We start from the raw sequence: 19,294 nt of genomic DNA, 5'->3' as shown, positions 1-19,294 counted from the left end.
AGGTGTCCCTCCTTTACAAAGATGGTAGAAGAATAAGGTTGTGCAACAAATGTACAACCTCGGAAAGTAACATTGTATATTTATACGAAACGTATTTTAAAACCTAAAAACGTCGTCTGTATACGAGATAGAGTTTTCGACAAAAAACACATATGTGGACAACTATTTACCCACATGTGATTATATCTGTCCACATGTTATGCACAATTTGTGGATAAGATAGTAATGTGGAAAACTTGTCCAAGGTGAAAACACAACTATAATATCAAAAAAAGGTAGCGATAGCAATGTATTTCAAAAAGTTATCCACAAAATCAATACCTTGTGGAATAAACTTGTCCACAATACGATATACTGTGTAAAAGCAAAAAAAAAATTTGTGGATATAAAAACACGAAAAATATATTATCCACAATGAAATGAAGTGGTTGTGAAAAAAAGTGTGAATAGGTTCAAAATGAATATTTGATGAAAATTTTGAGAACCATTGACATTTTCCTAGGTAATTAACTATAATTTATTAGACTGTCTTTAACAGATATTCCTCAGGGAGGTGTCATATAATGAAAAGAACTTACCAACCAAATAAACGTAAGCGCAGCAAAGTACATGGTTTCCGCAGCCGTATGAGCACAGCGAACGGACGTAAAGTGCTAGCAGCTCGTCGTCGTAAAGGAAGAAAAGTATTATCTGCGTAGACCACTGATCGTTCAGTGGTCTTTTTTTCTAGTAATAATGAATTTCCGCTGATGAAATACAGGAGTGTCAATTGATATGAAGAAAAAGAATCGTATAAAAAAGAATGATGAGTTTCAGGCTGTTTTTCAAAATGGAAAATCGAATGCAAATCGGCAGTTTGTTGTGTATCAGCTTGAAAAAGCAAAACAACCATACTTTCGAATCGGTCTTTCAGTTAGTAAAAAGTTAGGAAATGCAGTGGTACGTAATCGAATCAAGCGTATGATTCGCCAAGCGATTACAGAATTAAAAGATGAAATAGATTCTGGAAAAGATTTTGTTATAATAGCAAGAAAGCCTTGTGCAGATATGACATATGAACTATTGAAGAAAAGCTTAATTCATGCCCTAAAGCGCTCGGGAGTTAAAATGACAAACAAGTAGCGCGGCAAAAAGGAAATGAATTACACTATATACATACCGAAACAAGGAGGAGCAGGCTGTGAAAAAAAAGATAGGTTTACTAGTCATGGTTGTTGCTTTAATGGCAATTGCTACTGGCTGTAGTGAAACGAATCAGCCGATTACACCGAAAAGTACGGGAATTTGGAATGAATATTTCGTATACCCGCTTTCTCAGTTAATCACGTATTTTGCAAACTTATTTGGTAGTAATTATGGTTTAGCGATTGTTGTCACAACTCTTATTATTCGTTTTGCATTATTACCACTAATGATTAAACAGACGAAGAGTACGAAGGCAATGCAAGCGTTACAACCAGAAATGGCGAAGTTGAAAGAGAAATATAGCTCTAAAGACCAAGCGACGCAGCAAAAGTTACAACAAGAAATGATGCAGTTGTACAAAACACACGGTGTAAATCCATTAGCGGGTTGCCTACCAATCTTTATTCAAATGCCAATTTTATTCGCATTTTATCATGCGATTATGAGAACGGCGGAAATTAAACAACATAGTTTCTTATGGTTTGATTTAGGACAGGCAGATCCGTACTATATCCTTCCAATCGTTGCGGCAATTACAACATTTATTCAACAAAAGCTTGCGATGGCGGGGACTGCTGGACAAAATCCGCAAATGGCAATGATGATTTGGCTTATGCCGATTATGATTTTAGTCTTTGCAATTAACTTCCCAGCAGCATTATCCCTATATTGGGTAGTCGGTAACATTTTTGGTATTGCTCAAATGTATATGATCAAAGGGCCTGAAATTAAGGCTAGTAAGGCTCGAGGATCAAGCAAGTGAGTATAATTACTGCTAAAGGGCAAACAGTCGAGAAGGCAGTACAAGATGCATTAACACAATTAGAAGTCTCAAGAGATCAAGTAGATGTGAAAATTATTGATGAGGGTAAGAGAGGGTTTCTAGGATTTCTAGGAAGCCGTCCGGCTATCGTAGAAGTTGTATTGAAAAAAGATCCTATCCAAGAAGCTGAGCAGTACTTACAGAGTGTTGTGCAGGAAATGGGCGTGGATGTGATGATTACGAAAGAAGTAAAAGGCCGAGAAATCAAATTTACACTTTCTGGGAATGACGTTGGCGTATTAATTGGAAAAAGAGGTCATACATTAAATTCTTTACAATATTTAACAAAACTTGTTGCGAATCGTAGTACAAAGCAATATATTGGCGTGACAATTGATGCTGAAAACTATCGTAATAAAAGAAAAGATACGTTAGAATCACTTTCTTATCGATTAGCAAAACAAGTAATGGCTACAAAGAAGAATATTGTACTAGAACCTATGCCTTCTTTTGAACGAAAAATAATTCATCAAGCATTATCTAATCATCCGAACATAATTACAACTTCTGAAGGTAAAGAGCCACATCGACATGTTGTAATATCTTCCAAATAAACCGGTTGCTCATTTGAGTACCGGTTTTTTTGAAAAAGAAAAATGAAATGTGGATAACTAAAAACCACTAAACTTATCCACTGTGAATAAGTTTAGTGGTTTTTACATGAGGACATAATAAAATGAGTTATTATTCTTTTGCAGATAAGTTCATTATGGTATCCTAATAGTTTAGTGAAGGAAAAAATCATGTTGAAATAGAGAGAAATAAACAAGTGAGGTGAAAGGACATGGATTTTGATACAATTGCTGCAATTTCCACGGCACTTGGGGAAGGAGCAATTGCCATTGTTCGAGTAAGTGGAGAGAATGCGGTTGAGCAAGTCAATCGCATTTTTAAAGGGAAAGATCTGACGAAAGTTCCTTCTCATACGATCCACTATGGTCATATTGTTGATTTAGATACGGATAAAATTATCGAAGAAGTAATGGTGTCCGTTATGCGGGCGCCAAAGACATTTACGCGTGAAGACGTAGTAGAAATAAACTGCCATGGTGGTCTTGTTTCTGTAAATAAAGTATTACAACTTATTTTGGCTCAAGGAGCTCGTTTAGCAGAGCCAGGAGAATTTACAAAGCGTGCATTTTTAAATGGACGCATTGATTTGTCTCAAGCAGAAGCCGTGATGGATTTAATTCGTGCAAAAACGGACCGGGCAATGAACGTTGCAATTAATCAAATGGAAGGGCGATTATCTAATTTAATCGGTCGTCTTCGTCAAGAAATTTTAGAAACATTAGCTCATGTAGAAGTGAATATAGATTATCCAGAATACGATGATGTAGAAGAGATGACGCACAATATTTTAATTGAAAAGGCTACCCATGTTCGTAGCGAAATTAAAAAGATATTGGAAACGTCTAAGCAAGGAAAAATTTTACGCGAAGGTATTGCAACGGCAATTATCGGAAGACCGAATGTCGGAAAGTCTTCGTTGTTAAATAGTCTCGTACAAGAGAAAAAAGCGATTGTAACAGATATAGCAGGAACGACTCGTGATGTAATTGAAGAGTATGTTAATGTACGTGGTGTACCGCTTAAGCTGATTGATACAGCTGGAATTCGTGAAACGGAAGATATTGTTGAGCGAATTGGTGTAGAGCGCTCAAAGGAAACGATGGAGCAGGCTGATTTAGTTTTAATCGTTGTGAACTATAGTGAAGTGTTAACAGACGAAGATGAAGGGTTATTCCGTGCTGTACAAGGAAAAGATTTTATTGTCATTGTAAATAAAACAGATTTACCACAGCAAATTGACATGGAACGTGTTACACAGCTAGCGGGTTCAAATCGTATAATTACAACGTCCTTAATTGAGGAAAAAGGGATAGATGAGCTAGAAACTGCTATTGCAGACCTCTTCTTTGAAGGAGCAATTGAGTCGGCGGATATAACGTATGTTTCTAATGCAAGGCATATCGGTTTATTGACGCAAGCAGAAAAGACAATTGGAGATGCGATTGAGGCAATTGAGAGTGGTGTTCCAATTGATATGGTTCAAATTGACGTAACAAGGACGTGGGAAATACTTGGCGAAATTACTGGGGACACTGTCCATGAAAGTTTAATCGACCAATTATTTTCTCAATTCTGCTTAGGAAAGTAAAATATACACGTTTTAAAAGGATAGATGATCTTAGGAGGAATAAATAATGGGATACAATGCCGGTTCTTACGATGTCATAGTAATCGGTGCAGGTCATGCAGGATGTGAAGCTGGTCTTGCAGCAGCACGTATGGGTTCAAAAACATTAATGTTAACAATTAATTTAGATATGGTGGCTTTTATGCCATGTAACCCTTCTGTTGGTGGACCTGCAAAAGGGATTGTTGTTCGTGAAATTGACGCATTAGGTGGCGAAATGGGACGTAATATCGATAAAACTCATATTCAAATGCGTATGTTAAATACGGGAAAAGGACCAGCTGTACGTGCCCTTCGCGCACAAGCAGATAAATTTTCCTATCAACATGAATTGAAAAAAACAATTGAAGAAACAACCAATTTAACATTGAGTCAAGGTATGGTAGAACGTCTAATTGTAGAGGACAATGTATGTAAAGGTGTAATTACACAAACAGGTGCTGAATATACAGCGAAAACGGTTGTTATTACAACGGGTACGTTTTTACGCGGTGAAATTATTATGGGGGATCTAAAATACTCAAGTGGTCCAAATAACCAACAACCTTCTATCACATTATCTGAGCATTTAGAAGAACTAGGTTTTGATCTTGTTCGATTTAAAACAGGTACGCCTCCTCGTGTAAATAGTAATACGATTGATTATAGCAAAACAGAAATTCAACCAGGTGACGAGAAACCTCGTGCTTTTTCTTTTGAAACAACAAAATTTATCATGGATCAAATTCCATGTTGGCTCACATATACGAGTGAAGAAACACATCGTTTAATTGATAGAAATTTACATCGTTCGGCTATGTATTCTGGTATGATTAAAGGAACAGGCCCACGTTATTGTCCTTCAATCGAAGATAAAGTAGTACGCTTCAATGATAAACCGCGTCATCAAATTTTCTTAGAACCAGAAGGACGTAATACACAGGAAGTATATGTACAAGGTTTGTCGACAAGTTTACCGGAAGATGTACAACGCGAAATGTTAAGAACGATTCCTGGTTTAGAAAATGTGGAAATGATGCGTACAGGTTATGCAATTGAATACGATGCAATTGTACCAACCCAACTTTGGCCAACACTCGAGACGAAGAAAATACAAAATTTATATACAGCAGGTCAAATTAACGGTACATCTGGCTATGAAGAAGCAGCTGGTCAAGGAATTATGGCTGGAATTAATGCGGCGTGTCGTTCTTTAGGGAAAAAAGAGGTTATTTTAAATCGTTCGGATGCTTATATTGGCGTTTTAATTGATGATCTTGTTACAAAAGGGACAAATGAACCATATCGTCTCTTAACATCTCGTGCTGAATATCGTTTATTGCTACGTCATGATAATGCGGATCTTCGCCTAACGGAAATTGGTCATGAGATTGGCTTAATTCCTGAAGAACGCTATGGACGTTTTACAGTGAAAAAAGGAACAATTGAGACAGAAAAGGCACGTTTAGAGAGCATTATTATTAAACCGCGTCCTGAAGTACAGGAATTAATTCGTAGCATTGGTGGAAGTGAATTAAAAGACGGTATACGAGCAAGTGATTTACTACGTCGTACGGAAGTGACGTATGAGCATATTCGTCTTCTTGCGCCAAGTGAAGTGGAAATCAATGATGAAATCGCAGAGCAAGTTGAAATTCAAATTAAGTATGAAGGATATATCGAAAAATCTTTACAACAAGTGGATCGAATGAAGCGAATGGAAAACAAAAAGATCCCAGTTAATATTGATTATGATGCAATTTCTGGAATCGCTTCTGAAGCGAGACAAAAATTAAAAGATGTTCGTCCTCTGTCCATGGGGCAGGCATCCCGTATTTCCGGGGTAAACCCAGCTGATATTTCCATTTTACTTGTGTATTTAGAACAAGGAAAAATTGCGCGAGTATCGAACCAATAAATAGTTAGGAGATATGGCAAGATGAACATAGAACAATTTCAATCTATGCTAGGAGAAAGAGGAATTGCCCTTTCTCCTCGGCAATTAGAGCAATTCGAAATTTACTTTGAAACATTGGTAGAATGGAATGAAAAAATGAATTTAACAGCTATTACAGAGAAAGAAGAAGTGTATTTAAAACACTTTTTCGACTCAATTACAGCTGCTTTTTATTATGATTTTTCAAAGCCATTTTCTATTTGTGATGTGGGTGCGGGTGCAGGGTTTCCAAGTATTCCTTTGAAAATTTGTTTTCCACATTTGAAAATAACAATTGTTGATTCACTGCAAAAACGTATCAACTTTTTAAATCACTTAGCTGCAAAATTAGAGCTAAAAGATGTAGCATTCTGTCATGATCGTGCTGAAACGTTTGGAAAAAAAGAAGACGTACGTGAATCTTTTGATATTGTAATGGCACGTGCAGTGGCTCGTCTCTCTGTACTGAGCGAATTATGTTTACCTCTTGTGAAGGTCGATGGGACATTTATTGCCATGAAAGGCGCAGCTGCTCAAGAAGAAATTGAAAAAGGTAAGCATGCTTTGCAAGTGCTTGGTGGCGAGTTAAAAGGAATGTATACGTTCCAATTACCGTTTGAAGAAAGTGAACGTAATATCTTATCTATCGAGAAAAAGAGAAAAACACCAAAGAAATATCCGCGTAAGCCAGGGACACCCAATAAATTACCTATTGAAAAATAAATCTTATTAGACGTAAGATGAAATTATATAAATGGAAACAAAAATGTTTCATGGGAAACATTTTTATGTAGAACATTCAATAGGCCCAAAGGTGGTGGAATATGTATGAAAAATACGTTTTCTCGTTTATTTGGCTTTGGAGATAAAGAGAGCGAATTGGAATTACAAGACGAAAGCCATGAAGAAATAAGTGAAAAAATAAATGAAGAAATACAACAAGTTCCAATAGCAAACATCATTCCGAATCGTTATCAGCCACGTACAGTTTTCGATAATGCTCGTATTGAAGAACTCGCTTTGACTATTCGTACGCATGGACTTATTCAACCGATTGTTGTGAGGCAATATGAGGAAGATAAGTATGAAATTATTGCCGGGGAAAGACGTTTTCGTGCTGCAACGAAATTAGGATGGGAAAAGGTCCCGGCAATTATTAAAAACTTAAATGATACGGAAACAGCTTCTGTTGCCTTAATTGAGAACTTGCAACGTGAGGAGCTAACGGCAATTGAAGAGGCTGTTGCTTATCAAAAACTAATTGAGTTACATAGTTTAACGCAAGAAGCATTAGCACAGCGACTCGGAAAAGGACAATCGACAATTGCAAATAAATTGCGGTTATTAAAGTTGCCCGAAGAAATTAAACGAGCGTTATTAGACAAGAGTATTACAGAACGTCATGCTCGTGCCCTTATTCCTTTAAAAAATGAAGAATTGCAGTTGAAAGTTTTACAAGAAATTGTAGAAAAGCAATTGAATGTAAAGCAGACAGAAGAACGTATCGCAAAGCTGTTGGAAGAAGTGAAGCCAAAGCGAAAAGCTAAGCAAAAGGCAGTAAGTCGCGATACGCGAATTGCAATGAATACGATTAGACAATCATTACAAATGGTTACAAACAGTGGTCTAAATGTGAATTCTGAGGAAGAAGAATTTGATGAGTATTACCAGATCACAATTAAAATTCCTAAAAAGAAGTAATCAATATGTGATAGAGATCTCACCCCTTGGGAGAGGTCTTTTTTCTATATTTTTCTTTTGAGTGAAGAAGGAGTTTGGGAATAAATTTTGAAGTTTAATAAGGATGCAAAAGAAAAAGGTTATTTCATGTTACAATAAACATAATTATTTGTAGAATAAGATAGAAAGGTTGAAAGTAGGTGACATCATGGGAAAAATCATTGCTATTGCTAATCAAAAAGGCGGTGTTGGAAAAACGACAACATCCGTTAATTTAGGGGCCGGCTTGGCGCAGGTAGGGAAGAAAGTACTTCTTGTTGATATTGATGCTCAGGGAAATGCGACGACAGGCGTAGGAATCGAAAAATCTGAGTTGAATCAATGTATTTATAATGTTCTTGTAGAGGATGCGGAAGTTCAGGCGATTATACAGAAAACAGCAACAGAAAACTTAGATGTCCTACCTGCTACAATTCAATTGGCAGGTGCTGAAATTGAACTTGTACCAACAATTTCCCGGGAAGTTCGTTTACAAAGGGCCTTGCAACCAATTCGTAATGAGTATGATTATATTATTATTGATTGTCCCCCATCTTTAGGCTTGTTAACAATTAATGCATTAACAGCAGCAGATTCTGTTATTATTCCTGTTCAGTGTGAATATTACGCACTAGAGGGATTAAGCCAACTACTTAATACAGTTCGACTTGTACAAAAGCATTTAAATAAAAACTTAGCAATTGAAGGCGTTTTGCTAACAATGTTAGATGCACGTACAAATTTAGGGATTCAGGTCATAGATGAAGTGAAAAAATATTTCCGAGATAAAGTATATCGTTCAATTATTCCACGTAATGTCCGTCTTAGTGAAGCACCAAGCCATGGGAAACCAATTATGCAGTATGATGCCAAATCAAGGGGAGCTGAAGTATATATAGATTTAGCAGAGGAAGTGATTGCAGGTGGCTAAAGGATTAGGAAGAGGAATTAATGCGTTTTTTCCAGATTTAGATGTGAAAGAGGAAGAAACAATTCAAGAAATTGCAGTAAATGAATTGCGTCCGAACCCATACCAACCGCGAAAAACCTTTCAAAGAGAAGCAATTCAAGAATTGGCAGCATCCATTAAGGAACACGGTATTTTACAGCCACTGATTGTAAGGAAAAGTATTAAAGGATATGAAATTGTTGCTGGAGAGCGAAGATATCGTGCTGCAAAAGAGGCGAGTTTTGAGAAGGTTCCAGCCGTTGTTCGGGCATTAAATGATCAACAAATGATGGAATTTGCGTTGTTAGAGAATTTGCAACGGGAAGATTTAAACCCCATGGAAGAAGCGGTAGCTTATCAAATGATAATGGATGAGTTGAAAATAACGCAAGAGCAATTAGCAAAGCGTCTTGGCAAAAGTAGACCACACATTGCAAATCATATTCGGTTACTTACACTCCCTTCATTCGTACAAGAAATGATTGAAAAAGGGAAACTATCGATGGCACATGGAAGGACATTACTTGCAGTAAAAGATAAAGAGCAGTTGAACAGTTTATTAAAGCGGATTGAAAAAGAAGGTTTGAATGTCAGACAGCTAGAGCAAATTGTTCAACAGATGAATCAACGTGTTTCACGTGAAACAAAGAAAGCAAAACAGGAACGAAATATATTTTTTGAAGAGCGAGAAACGTTGTTAAGAGAGAAATTTGGGACAGGCGTAAAAATTAAAGAAACAAAGAAAGAAAAAGGAAAAATTGAAATAGAATTTTTCAATAAAGAAGATTTAAATCGCATTTTAGAACTGTTATCAGATAAACATTAAAAAGCAAACCATCTTTTTTATAGATGGTTTGCTTTTTTCAATACAGATAATTTTTGATCCGTTTCTTTTATACTTTGTGCAATAACGTCTGCCATTTTCATAACAAGATTTAAGCGAGTATTTTGTAAAACAAAAAACTCCATAAAACCGTTTAAGTTAACGATGCCATGTATGTGCATTTGACCAATGGAAGGTAATTTTTTGTTCATTGCTGCTCCAGGTTTACTAGGTCCTTCGCCAACAGTAATTGAACCGATATTTTGGGATTTCCCAAGACAGGCATCAATTGCGACAATAAAGGAATCTGGAAAAGAAGAATGTATATTCTGAATATTTTCTTCGAGATTTAATGCATGAATTGGTTCGTCAAGTGTGCCGAATGTATGGAAGTTTTGAATGTCCATTTGTTCTAATTTAGACCCAACTAATGGTCCAAGTGCATCACCAGTAGAACGATCTGTTCCGATGCAGATTAGAATGAGAGGTGTAGTTTGTTGGATAGGTATATGTGAGAGTAGGAAATTACTAATTGTCTCAGAGGCTTCTAAGTCATGGTGCATCACATTTTGCGATTCTTTTTCAAAAAAAGGTAAGCGAAAACTTCCGATATTCATGAAGCATCCATCCTTTTGATAAATTTTACTATACTTATTCTTTGTATAAAATTTAGATAAGTTCTATAATAGAGAAACTTTTAAATAATCGTGTTCGCGAAATTTGGACATAAAAAAACTAAAAGTTTGAATCGATAGGAAATGAAAATTCATAAACATGTGAAACGGGTAGGTTTAGAAATATAACGTAGGAAATAATAGTACTAGTATATATAAAAACTTTCCATTTTATACCTTGATTATATGGAGTGAATAAAAATACTGTAATAAATTTTTTACAGAGATAGGGAAAAATTCTGATACAATAAAGAGGGTATAAACAGAAATTTTCACTAGAGAGGTAGAAGCATATGGATTTATTGATGAAATGGTTTGATGCTATAGATTGGACTCATATAGGAATGGCGACGCTAAAAATATTAATTATTTTAGTACTTGGTGCAATAGTAGTAAAAATTGCTAGGGCAATTGTAAGAAAGGCTTTTCATATGGGTAGTCGTTCGCCAATTCAAATTTCAGAGCGTCGTACATTAACGGTAGCGAAATTGCTTGAAAATATTGTAGCGTACGTTGCTGTGTTTATCATGTTAGTTGCGATTTTAGATGTATTTGGTATAAAGACATCTGGATTATTGGCTGGAGCCGGGGTAATCGGTTTAGCGGTCGGCTTTGGTGCTCAAAGTTTAGTGAAAGATGTCATTACAGGGTTATTTATTTTGTTAGAAGATCAATTTTCAGTAGGCGATTATGTGCGCATTGGTCAATTTGAAGGTGTAGTGCTAGAAATTGGATTACGTACAACCAAGATGAAAAGCTGGACAGGGGAAATTCATATTTTACCTAATGGAAGTATTATACAAGTAACAAACTTTTCCATGAGTAATAGTGTAGCATTTGTTGATGTATCAATTTCCTATGATAGTGATATTGCACGTACAGAACGAATAATTGAAGAGTTATTAGAAGAATTACCAGAAAAATATGAGCAAATGGTAGAAACGCCAAAATTGTTAGGTGTTCAAACACTTGGTGCATCTGAAGTTGTGCTCCGTGTAATTGCTGAAGTAGAACCGATGCAGCATGCACCTATCGCTAGAGCACTTCGTAAAGAAATTAAAAATCGCCTTGATTTACACGGCATTGAGATTCCATATCCGCATATGATTTTATATAATCGTGAAGAGACAGTTAATCAAAAGGCAAATTAATGACGAGGGGGAGTTTAGAGAGTGGAGCAAAAGCAATATAACTTGTACGATGTTGTGGAAATGAAGAAAGCCCATCCATGCGGTGAAAATCGCTGGAAAATTATTCGTATGGGGATGGATATCCGCATTAAGTGCGAGGGATGTGACCATTCGGTAATGATTCCTCGAAGAGAGTTTGATCGTAAGGTAAAAAAAGTGCTTGTAAAGCACGAAGAATAAAGAAGAAAATAACAGCTGCGCCTCGCAGCTGTTATTTTTTTGAACCTGTAGGGAACTTGTCATTTTATTCGTTACTATCTATAATGATGGAAGATTGAGACATAGGAGTGAAAAATATGGGATTAACGGCTGGGATTGTTGGCTTACCAAATGTAGGTAAATCGACATTATTTAATGCAATTACACAAGCGGGAGCAGAATCTGCAAACTATCCATTCTGTACAATCGATCCGAACGTAGGGATTGTAGAAGTACCAGATGATCGCTTAGATAAATTAACGGAACTTGTTGAACCGAAGAAAACCGTTCCAACTGTATTTGAATTTACTGATATTGCAGGTATCGTAAAAGGTGCAAGTAAAGGTGAAGGATTAGGAAATAAGTTCTTATCTCACATTCGCCAAGTAGATGCAATTTGCCAAGTAGTTCGCTGCTTTGAAGATGAAAATATTACACATGTTTCAGGAAAAGTAGATCCAATTGATGATATTGAAACGATTAATTTAGAATTAATCTTAGCGGATTTAGAATCTGTTGATAAACGTATCGATCGTGTAGCAAAATTAGCGAGACAAAAAGATAAAGAAGCAGTATATGAGCATGAAATTTTAGTTCGCTTAAAAGAAGCGTTTGAAGAAGGAAAGCCAGCTCGTACAGTTGAGTTTACAGATGAGCAGATGAAACTTGTAAAAGGTCTTCATTTACTTACAACGAAAGAAATGCTTTATGTGGCAAACGTTAGTGAAGATGACATCATGGATCCATCTGAAAACGAATACGTGAAAATCGTAAAAGAATTTGCTGCAAAAGAAAATTCACAAGTAATTGTTGTATGTGCAAAAATCGAATCAGAAATTGCTGAGCTAGATGACGAAGAGAAAAAAGTATTTCTTGAAGAATTAGGTATTGAAGAGTCAGGTTTAGATCAGTTAATTCGTGCTGCATACGATTTATTAGGTCTTGCTACTTATTTCACTGCGGGTGTACAAGAAGTACGCGCATGGACATTTAAGCAAGGCATGAAAGCACCGCAATGTGCAGGTGTTATTCACACAGACTTCGAGCGTGGATTTATTCGTGCTGAAACTGTTTCATTCGTTGATTTAATGGAGAACGGTTCTATGACAGCTGCTAAAGAAGCCGGGAAAGTACGCTTAGAAGGAAAAGAATATATTGTAAAAGACGGAGATGTTATGCACTTCCGCTTTAACGTGTAATTTTATATTTCCTAGGAAAGATATGAATACTAACTTGGCAAATATATAATATATTTGCCAAGTCTTTTATATATTAGTGAGTTGCTTCATCTAACCTACTATGATATAATCTAAACTCGTGAGTAATTACTATAATTAATTGCTCCTTGCCCAATATGGGCCGTTTAGACCAAAAGGAGGTGAAAGTGTAATGAAAAAGTACGAAATTATGTACATCGTCCGTCCAAACATGGAGGAAGAAGCTCAAAAAGCTTTAGTTGAACGTTTTGCAGGAGTTTTAACTGAGAACGGTGCAGAAATCATTAACACGAAAGACTGGGGTAAGCGTCGTTTAGCTTACGAAATCAACGACTTACGTGATGGTTTCTACATGATCGTAAACGTAAATTCTAACGCAGAAGCGGTTAAAGAATTCGATCGTTTAGCTAAGATCAGTGAAGATATCATTCGTCATATCGTTGTTAAAATCGAAGAATAATAATTATGATATATAGGGAGAGTGGTTCGATTGATGAATCGTGTTATACTCGTTGGTCGTTTAACTAAGGACCCTGACTTACGTTACACGCCAAATGGTGTTGCAGTAGCTACTTTCACGTTAGCTGTGAATCGCGCATTTACGAATCAGCAAGGTGAGCGTGAAGCTGACTTTATTAACTGTGTAATATGGCGTAAACAAGCAGAAAACGTGGCGAATTATTTGAAAAAGGGTAGCTTAGCAGGCGTAGATGGACGTCTTCAAACTCGTAATTACGATGGACAAGATGGTAAACGTGTATATGTAACAGAAGTTCTTGCGGAGAACGTACAGTTTTTAGAGCCACGTAATAGCGGTGGTGAGCAACGCGGTTCATTCAATCAGCAGCCCTCAGGAGCTGGTTACGGTAATCAAGGCTCTAACCCATTTGGTGGTCAATCTGGTAATTCGGGTAACTCAGGTAACTCTGGATTTACGAAGAATGACGATCCATTTTCAAATGTAGGTCAACCGATCGATATTTCGGACGACGATTTACCATTTTAATGGTGTAGATCGGTTATTTTAAAACAGAATGGAGGGAAATGAACATGGCAGGAGGACGCAAAGGTGGACGTGCGAAACGCCGTAAGGTGTGTTTCTTCACATCTAACGGTATCACTCGCATCGACTATAAAGATGTAGATTTACTAAAACGCTTTGTTTCTGAACGTGGTAAAATTTTACCTCGTCGTGTAACAGGAACTAGCGCGAAATATCAACGTAAATTAACAGTTGCAATTAAACGTGCTCGTCAAATGGCACTTTTACCATATGTTGGTGAATAATAGCGTATGAAATGCACAGTAGAGTGAGACTCTACTGTGCATTTTGCTATGCTTTTCTTTTTGAGAGAGAGGTTAAAAGATGAAACAGACACGACTTATTACAGATGGCGCAGTGTTATTAGCTATATACGCGGTTTTATTATTAGTGTCTCGGTATATACCTATTGTTGGTACTGTTGTCATGTTTGCACTTCCAATACCGTTTCTTATTTTTATGATAAGATACCCATTTCGGAGCGCTTGTATGCTTTTGGGGGCAGCTCTGTTAGTTACGGTTATCATTAGTTCACCACTCAGTATTGTAAATACATTTATGTCTGGCATAATTGGTATTTCTTTAGGATATATGTATAAAAAGCAAAAAAGTCCGGCGGAAATATTATTAGTAGGAACACTTGTATATCTTATTAATTTTGTATTAATTTATGTTGTAAGTGTAAAATTCTTCAACATAGATTTCATTAAAGAAATGCAAGATATGTTCAAACAAGCAATGGAGCAAAGTGAAAAAATGATGAAGGTGGCAGGTGCACCGATAAATCCGGAACAAAAAGAAATGTTTGAAAAACTGGGTGATACACTTCGAATTCTTTCGCCGAGTTTACTTGTAATGGTTTCTTTCATATATTCCTGGATTACAGTTTTAATGGCAGTGAATGTTTTAAGAAGGTTAAAATGCAAGGTGCAGCCATGGCCTAAATTTCGAGATCTGCAACTACCAAAAAGCCTTGTTTGGTATTATGTTTTGTTTATTTTACTTTCGACATTTATGAAAGTAGAATCAGACTCATATGCAAATATGGCATTCTCTAATTTATATACAATTTTTTCATTGCTGCTGTTCTTTCAAGGGTTTTCGTTTATTTCTTTCTTTACGCATGTGAAAGGATATATGAAAGCTATTCCCATTTTTATCTTTGTTATAGGGATGTTTGTTCCTATGCTGTTTCCTCTTGTGACAATCTTAGGTATAATTGATTTAGGCTTTGCATTGCGTTCTAAAATACAATCAAAATAAGTAGGAACGGAAGACAATTATATCAGCTTTTATGGTCGCTCTAACTTGTAGTAAGGTCCTTGTATCATAGTAAAGAAGAGGGCCTGGAAAATTGCTGCTTGGAAGAGCTTAATTCGTTTAACTAGCCATTAGCGGGAATCGAGGGTTCAATCATTTATGGAAGTTTTACTTTATAGGAGTTGGATACATGCCTGAATTTTATAAGAAACAGCGGTTTTTATATCCTGTTTATGTATTGGCATTTTTTGTGTTTGTGCTCATTACCATTCTCGGTTATTTTCACTGGATTATGGGGATGACCGCTTTTTTTATTTTTTGTATTGTTCTCTTTTTCGTTATTAGATTCGAGCTTGCGTTTCAAAGGAGTTTTGAAAAGTATACAACGGATATGATTACAAGAGTAAAGAAAGTGAGTAACGAAGCGTTTAATCAAATGCCAATTGGTATTTTGTTATACAATAAGGATTATGGAATCGACTGGGCAAATCCTTATTTGTCTTCCTGTTTAGGACAGCATTCTTTGGCCGGTTGGCATTTGTACGATGTGTCAGAAACGCTCCTTCTCTTTAGTAAAGGGGAAACAGCGGACGATATCGTTTCTTTAAATAATCGTAAATTTCGTGTGTTTGTAAGGAAAGAAGAAAAGCTGATTTATTTCTTCGATGTAACAGAACAAACTGAAATTGAAAAAATGTATGAGGATCAACGAACGGTGTTGGCGGTTATTTATTTGGATAACTACGATGAAGTGACACAAGGACTAGATGATCAATTGCGTACCAATATAACGAGTCTTGTTACATCCCGTTTAAATGAATGGGCTTTAAAGTATGGTGCATATTTAAAACGTGCCTCGTCTGAACGCTTTTTCGCTGTGCTAAATGAAAGTATTTTGGCACAAATGGAGAAAAGTAAGTTTGATATTTTGGACCAAGTGCGTGAAGAAACATCAAAACGAAACATTTCACTTACATTAAGTGTTGGTGTTGGATCGGGTGATTTATCTTTATCGGAACTTGGAGCGATGGCGCAGTCTGGCTTAGATCTTGCATTAGGAAGAGGTGGAGACCAGGTTGCGATCAAACAGGCGACTGGTAAAGTGAAATTTTACGGTGGTAAGACGAATCCGGTTGAAAAACGCACACGTGTACGTGCACGCGTCATATCCCATGCTTTAAAAGATTTAGTATTAGAGAGCAGTAATGTCATTATAATGGGCCACCGTGCTCCTGATATGGATGCTATTGGAGCGGCAATTGGTATTTTAAAGGTAGCGCAGCTAAATGAGCGTGAAGGATACATTGTGTTAGATGAGAATGACTCCGATAAAGGAATTAAACGTTTAATGGATAAAGTGAAGCAGAATGAGGATTTATGGTCTCGCTTTATTACACCAGAACAGGCTATGGAATTTGCAAATGACGATTCATTGCTCGTCGTGGTAGATACGCATAAGCCTTCGATGGTGATGGAAGAGAAGCTGCTACATAAGATTGAAAATGTAGTTGTCATTGACCATCATCGTCGGGGTGAGGAGTTTGTTGAGGATCCTCTCCTTGTGTATATGGAGCCGTATGCGTCTTCAACAGCGGAACTAGTAACAGAGCTCCTTGAATACCAGCCAAAACGTTTAAAAATGACAATGCTAGAAGCCACTGCTTTGCTGGCTGGCATTATCGTGGATACGAAGAGTTTTACGTTCCGGACGGGTGCTCGTACATTTGATGCAGCTTCCTATCTACGCTCGCATGGGGCGGATACAGTTCTTGTACAGGAACTGTTAAAAGAAGATATGGAACATTATTTACAAGTTGCAAAAACAATTCAAAATGCTTACATTTATAAAAAAGGAATTGCAATCGCCAAAGTAGATGGTGATGAATATTACGATCAAGTATTAATTGCACAATCAGCTGATACGTTGCTGACCATGACAGGAGTAATTGCTTCTTTTGTCATTGCAAAACGTGGGGAAAGCTTCATCGGAATTAGCGGCCGCTCTTTAGGAGAAGTGAATGTGCAGCTAATCATGGAAAACTTAGGAGGTGGCGGGCATTTGACGAATGCTGCCACACAAATGAAGAATGTAACCGTAGAAGAAGCAGAAGAAAAACTTCAATTTGTTATTGATGATTATTTACAGGGAGGCACACAATCATGAAAGTAATTTTTCTAAAAGACGTAAAAGGTAAAGGGAAAAAAGGAGAAGTAAAAAACGTACCGGATGGTTATGCAAATAACTTCTTATTAAAACAAGGATTAGCTGCGGAAGCAACAAGCGGTAGTATGAAAATATTAGATGCGCAAAAACGTAAAGAAGAAAAAGATGCAGCTGCTGAGCTTGAAAATGCTAAAAAGTTAAAAGAGACTTTAGAAAAGCTAACAGTAGAAATTAAAGCGAAATCAGGTGAAGGTGGTCGTTTATTTGGTTCTATTACAAGTAAACAAATTGTAGATGCAATGCAAAAGGCGCACAGCATTAAGCTTGATAAACGTAAATTTGAAATGGATGATGCAATTCGCGCACTAGGATATACAAATGTACTTGTGAAATTACATCCACAAGTAACTGCGACAGTAAAAGTTCATGTTAGTGAACAATAAAAATGGTTTAGGCAAGGAGGATTGCGTATGAGTGACGTATTTGCTGATCGTACCCCTCCGCATAATATAGAGGCTGAACAGGCCGTTTTAGGGGCTATTTTTCTCGATCAAGAAGCGTTAACTTCAGCTTCGGAAATGCTACTGCCTGAGGCTTTCTATCGAACAGCGCACCAAAAGATTTTTCAAATTATGCTTGAACTATCTGATAAGGGAGAACCAATTGACTTAGTTACGGCAACAGCGGCACTTGCTGACCAAGGACTATTAGAGGAAGTTGGCGGTGTTTCTTATTTAGCAGAATTAGCAGAAGCTGTTCCGACAGCTGCTAACGTAGAGTATTATGCACGTATTATTGCAGAAAAATCACTTTTGCGTCGTTTGATTCGAACGGCAACGCACATTGTGTCAGATGGCTATGAACGGGAAGACGATGTAGAGGCGCTTTTAAATGAGGCAGAAAAAAAGATATTAGAGGTATCACAGCAAACTAATACAAAAGCCTTCCAAAATATTAAAGATGTTCTCGTAACTGCTTACGATAAAATTGAATTATTGCATAATCAAAAAGGTGATATTACAGGTATCCCTACTGGTTTTACTGAATTGGATCGAATGACAGCGGGATTCCAGCGTAACGATTTAATTATTGTAGCAGCCCGTCCATCAGTAGGGAAAACGGCTTTTGCGTTAAACATTGCACAGAACGTAGCTACGAAAACAGATGAAAATGTTGCGATTTTTAGTTTAGAGATGGGTTCTGATCAGCTTGTTATGCGTATGCTTTGTGCGGAAGGAAATATCGATGCACAGCGGCTACGTACGGGCTCATTAAATTCAGATGACTGGGCAAAATTGACAATGGCAATGGGAAGCCTTTCAAATGCTGGGATTTTTATTGATGATACACCAGGTATTCGTGTGAGTGAAATTCGTGCAAAATGCCGTCGATTAAAACAAGAACATGGCCTTGGGATGATCCTAATTGATTACTTGCAGTTGATTCAAGGTAGCGGAAAATCAGGTGAAAATCGTCAACAAGAAGTATCTGAAATCTCACGTACACTAAAGGGACTCGCACGTGAATTGCAAGTGCCTGTTATTGCTTTATCTCAGCTATCTCGTGGCGTTGAATCTCGTCAAGATAAACGTCCGATGATGTCTGATATTCGTGAATCAGGAAGTATCGAGCAGGATGCTGATATTGTAGCGTTCTTATATCGTGAAGATTACTATGATCGTGAAACGGAAAATAAAAATACAATTGAAATTATTATTGCAAAGCAACGTAATGGTCCGGTAGGTTCTGTAGAGCTTGCGTTTGTGAAGGAATTTAACAAATTCGTAAACTTAGAGCGCCGTTTTGATGATGGACATGCACCGCCGGCATAGGGAAAGTATAAAAAAGAAACACATTTCTTATAATAAGATGTGTTTCTTTTTTTGTGTATAAAAGATAGGGCTTTCACAGTGGAAACAAAGAATTCTTACGAAC

The 19,294-nt window shown here is 36.9% G+C and carries 21 protein-coding genes; 20 read left to right on the top strand and 1 reads right to left on the bottom strand.

Going from position 1 to position 19,294, the window contains the following annotated elements; all coding sequences use genetic code 11:
- Window positions 1–563 precede the first annotated feature (563 nt).
- The 10 genes from rpmH to QUF99_RS28320 all read left to right on the top strand — a co-directional run bounded on the left by rpmH (window position 564) and on the right by QUF99_RS28320 (window position 9,617).
- Entirely contained in the window at window positions 564–698 is a 135-nt protein-coding gene (gene rpmH, locus QUF99_RS28365) for a 50S ribosomal protein L34 (RefSeq protein ID WP_000831901.1), read from the top strand.
- Window positions 699–774: 76 nt separating this feature from the next.
- Window positions 775–1,122 carry a ribonuclease P protein component gene (rnpA, locus tag QUF99_RS28360; protein ID WP_289374556.1) on the top strand — a complete coding sequence of 116 codons (348 nt, stop codon included), beginning with the start codon at window positions 775–777 and terminating at the stop codon, window positions 1,120–1,122.
- A gap of 58 nt (window positions 1,123–1,180) precedes the next feature.
- The gene (spoIIIJ, locus tag QUF99_RS28355; protein ID WP_289374552.1) at window positions 1,181–1,948 is read left to right on the top strand and encodes a YidC family membrane integrase SpoIIIJ; all 768 of its coding nucleotides are present in this window, start codon (window positions 1,181–1,183) and stop codon (window positions 1,946–1,948) included.
- Entirely contained in the window at window positions 1,945–2,562 is a 618-nt protein-coding gene (jag, locus tag QUF99_RS28350; protein WP_289374550.1) for an RNA-binding cell elongation regulator Jag/EloR, read from the top strand. Before spoIIIJ ends, jag begins: the two co-directional genes overlap by 4 nt.
- A gap of 230 nt (window positions 2,563–2,792) precedes the next feature.
- Window positions 2,793–4,169, top strand: a complete 1,377-nt coding sequence (mnmE, locus tag QUF99_RS28345) for a tRNA uridine-5-carboxymethylaminomethyl(34) synthesis GTPase MnmE (RefSeq protein ID WP_289374548.1) — start codon at window positions 2,793–2,795, stop codon at window positions 4,167–4,169.
- 46 nt (window positions 4,170–4,215) lie between these two features.
- Entirely contained in the window at window positions 4,216–6,105 is a 1,890-nt protein-coding gene (mnmG, locus tag QUF99_RS28340; RefSeq protein ID WP_289374546.1) for a tRNA uridine-5-carboxymethylaminomethyl(34) synthesis enzyme MnmG, read from the top strand.
- Between the two features lie 21 nt (window positions 6,106–6,126).
- The gene (gene rsmG / locus QUF99_RS28335; RefSeq protein ID WP_289374544.1) at window positions 6,127–6,846 is read left to right on the top strand and encodes a 16S rRNA (guanine(527)-N(7))-methyltransferase RsmG; all 720 of its coding nucleotides are present in this window, start codon (window positions 6,127–6,129) and stop codon (window positions 6,844–6,846) included.
- Between the two features lie 105 nt (window positions 6,847–6,951).
- Complete coding sequence (gene noc / locus QUF99_RS28330) at window positions 6,952–7,824, top strand: nucleoid occlusion protein (protein ID WP_289374542.1); 873 nt, start codon at window positions 6,952–6,954, stop codon at window positions 7,822–7,824.
- 187 nt (window positions 7,825–8,011) lie between these two features.
- Window positions 8,012–8,773, top strand: coding sequence for a sporulation initiation inhibitor protein Soj (gene soj, locus QUF99_RS28325; protein WP_289374540.1), 762 nt, complete (start codon window positions 8,012–8,014; stop codon window positions 8,771–8,773).
- A complete protein-coding gene (locus QUF99_RS28320; RefSeq protein ID WP_353958417.1) occupies window positions 8,766–9,617 on the top strand; it encodes a ParB/RepB/Spo0J family partition protein in 852 nt (283 codons plus the stop codon). Before soj ends, QUF99_RS28320 begins: the two co-directional genes overlap by 8 nt.
- Window positions 9,618–9,634: 17 nt before the next feature.
- Here the strand turns inward: QUF99_RS28320 and yyaC are convergent, their stop codons facing one another.
- Entirely contained in the window at window positions 9,635–10,231 is a 597-nt protein-coding gene (gene yyaC / locus QUF99_RS28315) for a spore protease YyaC (RefSeq protein ID WP_289374537.1), read from the bottom strand.
- A gap of 350 nt (window positions 10,232–10,581) precedes the next feature.
- On the opposite strand from yyaC, the gene QUF99_RS28310 reads away from it, so the two are divergent.
- The 10 genes from QUF99_RS28310 to dnaB all read left to right on the top strand — a co-directional run bounded on the left by QUF99_RS28310 (window position 10,582) and on the right by dnaB (window position 19,191).
- Window positions 10,582–11,439 carry a mechanosensitive ion channel family protein gene (locus QUF99_RS28310; protein ID WP_289374534.1) on the top strand — a complete coding sequence of 286 codons (858 nt, stop codon included), beginning with the start codon at window positions 10,582–10,584 and terminating at the stop codon, window positions 11,437–11,439.
- A 21-nt stretch (window positions 11,440–11,460) separates the two neighbouring features.
- Window positions 11,461–11,658, top strand: coding sequence for a DUF951 domain-containing protein (locus tag QUF99_RS28305; RefSeq protein WP_286122999.1), 198 nt, complete (start codon window positions 11,461–11,463; stop codon window positions 11,656–11,658).
- Window positions 11,659–11,774: 116 nt separating this feature from the next.
- On the top strand, window positions 11,775–12,875 hold the full coding sequence (gene ychF, locus QUF99_RS28300; protein WP_289374530.1) for a redox-regulated ATPase YchF: 1,101 nt from the start codon (window positions 11,775–11,777) through the stop codon (window positions 12,873–12,875).
- 190 nt (window positions 12,876–13,065) lie between these two features.
- A complete protein-coding gene (gene rpsF, locus QUF99_RS28295) occupies window positions 13,066–13,353 on the top strand; it encodes a 30S ribosomal protein S6 (protein WP_286122997.1) in 288 nt (95 codons plus the stop codon).
- 30 nt (window positions 13,354–13,383) lie between these two features.
- Window positions 13,384–13,899: a single-stranded DNA-binding protein gene (gene ssb / locus QUF99_RS28290; protein WP_289374528.1), complete on the top strand. Its 516-nt coding sequence runs from the start codon at window positions 13,384–13,386 to the stop codon at window positions 13,897–13,899.
- A 44-nt stretch (window positions 13,900–13,943) separates the two neighbouring features.
- On the top strand, window positions 13,944–14,180 hold the full coding sequence (gene rpsR, locus QUF99_RS28285) for a 30S ribosomal protein S18 (RefSeq protein WP_020059677.1): 237 nt from the start codon (window positions 13,944–13,946) through the stop codon (window positions 14,178–14,180).
- Window positions 14,181–14,259: 79 nt separating this feature from the next.
- On the top strand, window positions 14,260–15,198 hold the full coding sequence (locus QUF99_RS28280) for a YybS family protein (protein ID WP_289374521.1): 939 nt from the start codon (window positions 14,260–14,262) through the stop codon (window positions 15,196–15,198).
- Between the two features lie 187 nt (window positions 15,199–15,385).
- Window positions 15,386–17,359, top strand: coding sequence for a DHH family phosphoesterase (locus QUF99_RS28275; RefSeq protein ID WP_289374519.1), 1,974 nt, complete (start codon window positions 15,386–15,388; stop codon window positions 17,357–17,359).
- Complete coding sequence (gene rplI, locus QUF99_RS28270) at window positions 17,356–17,802, top strand: 50S ribosomal protein L9 (RefSeq protein ID WP_286122993.1); 447 nt, start codon at window positions 17,356–17,358, stop codon at window positions 17,800–17,802. Before QUF99_RS28275 ends, rplI begins: the two co-directional genes overlap by 4 nt.
- A 27-nt stretch (window positions 17,803–17,829) precedes the next feature.
- The gene (dnaB, locus tag QUF99_RS28265) at window positions 17,830–19,191 is read left to right on the top strand and encodes a replicative DNA helicase (RefSeq protein WP_289374518.1); all 1,362 of its coding nucleotides are present in this window, start codon (window positions 17,830–17,832) and stop codon (window positions 19,189–19,191) included.
- Window positions 19,192–19,294 lie beyond the last annotated feature (103 nt).

This window comes from Bacillus sp. DX4.1 (assembly GCF_030348195.1).
Lineage (GTDB): Bacteria > Bacillota > Bacilli > Bacillales > Bacillaceae_G > Bacillus_A.
Note: the sequence above shows the minus strand (reverse complement) of the source record. Positions and strands in the feature narration are given on the sequence as shown.

What these genes read in the sequence shown, in the direction of transcription:
- rnpA (WP_289374556.1), top strand. Translation starts at nt 775, where the DNA reads ATGAAGAAAAAGAATCGTATAAAAAAGAATGATGAGTTTCAGGCTGTT.
- noc (WP_289374542.1), top strand. Translation starts at nt 6,952, where the DNA reads ATGAAAAATACGTTTTCTCGTTTATTTGGCTTTGGAGATAAAGAGAGC.
- QUF99_RS28280 (WP_289374521.1), top strand. Translation starts at nt 14,260, where the DNA reads ATGAAACAGACACGACTTATTACAGATGGCGCAGTGTTATTAGCTATA.
- QUF99_RS28310 (WP_289374534.1), top strand. Translation starts at nt 10,582, where the DNA reads ATGGATTTATTGATGAAATGGTTTGATGCTATAGATTGGACTCATATA.
- rpsR (WP_020059677.1), top strand. Translation starts at nt 13,944, where the DNA reads ATGGCAGGAGGACGCAAAGGTGGACGTGCGAAACGCCGTAAGGTGTGT.
- QUF99_RS28275 (WP_289374519.1), top strand. Translation starts at nt 15,386, where the DNA reads ATGCCTGAATTTTATAAGAAACAGCGGTTTTTATATCCTGTTTATGTA.
- rpmH (WP_000831901.1), top strand. Translation starts at nt 564, where the DNA reads ATGAAAAGAACTTACCAACCAAATAAACGTAAGCGCAGCAAAGTACAT.
- soj (WP_289374540.1), top strand. Translation starts at nt 8,012, where the DNA reads ATGGGAAAAATCATTGCTATTGCTAATCAAAAAGGCGGTGTTGGAAAA.
- rsmG (WP_289374544.1), top strand. Translation starts at nt 6,127, where the DNA reads ATGAACATAGAACAATTTCAATCTATGCTAGGAGAAAGAGGAATTGCC.
- mnmG (WP_289374546.1), top strand. Translation starts at nt 4,216, where the DNA reads ATGGGATACAATGCCGGTTCTTACGATGTCATAGTAATCGGTGCAGGT.
- yyaC (WP_289374537.1), bottom strand. Translation starts at nt 10,231, where the DNA reads ATGAATATCGGAAGTTTTCGCTTACCTTTTTTTGAAAAAGAATCGCAA.
- rpsF (WP_286122997.1), top strand. Translation starts at nt 13,066, where the DNA reads ATGAAAAAGTACGAAATTATGTACATCGTCCGTCCAAACATGGAGGAA.
- dnaB (WP_289374518.1), top strand. Translation starts at nt 17,830, where the DNA reads ATGAGTGACGTATTTGCTGATCGTACCCCTCCGCATAATATAGAGGCT.
- rplI (WP_286122993.1), top strand. Translation starts at nt 17,356, where the DNA reads ATGAAAGTAATTTTTCTAAAAGACGTAAAAGGTAAAGGGAAAAAAGGA.
- mnmE (WP_289374548.1), top strand. Translation starts at nt 2,793, where the DNA reads ATGGATTTTGATACAATTGCTGCAATTTCCACGGCACTTGGGGAAGGA.
- ychF (WP_289374530.1), top strand. Translation starts at nt 11,775, where the DNA reads ATGGGATTAACGGCTGGGATTGTTGGCTTACCAAATGTAGGTAAATCG.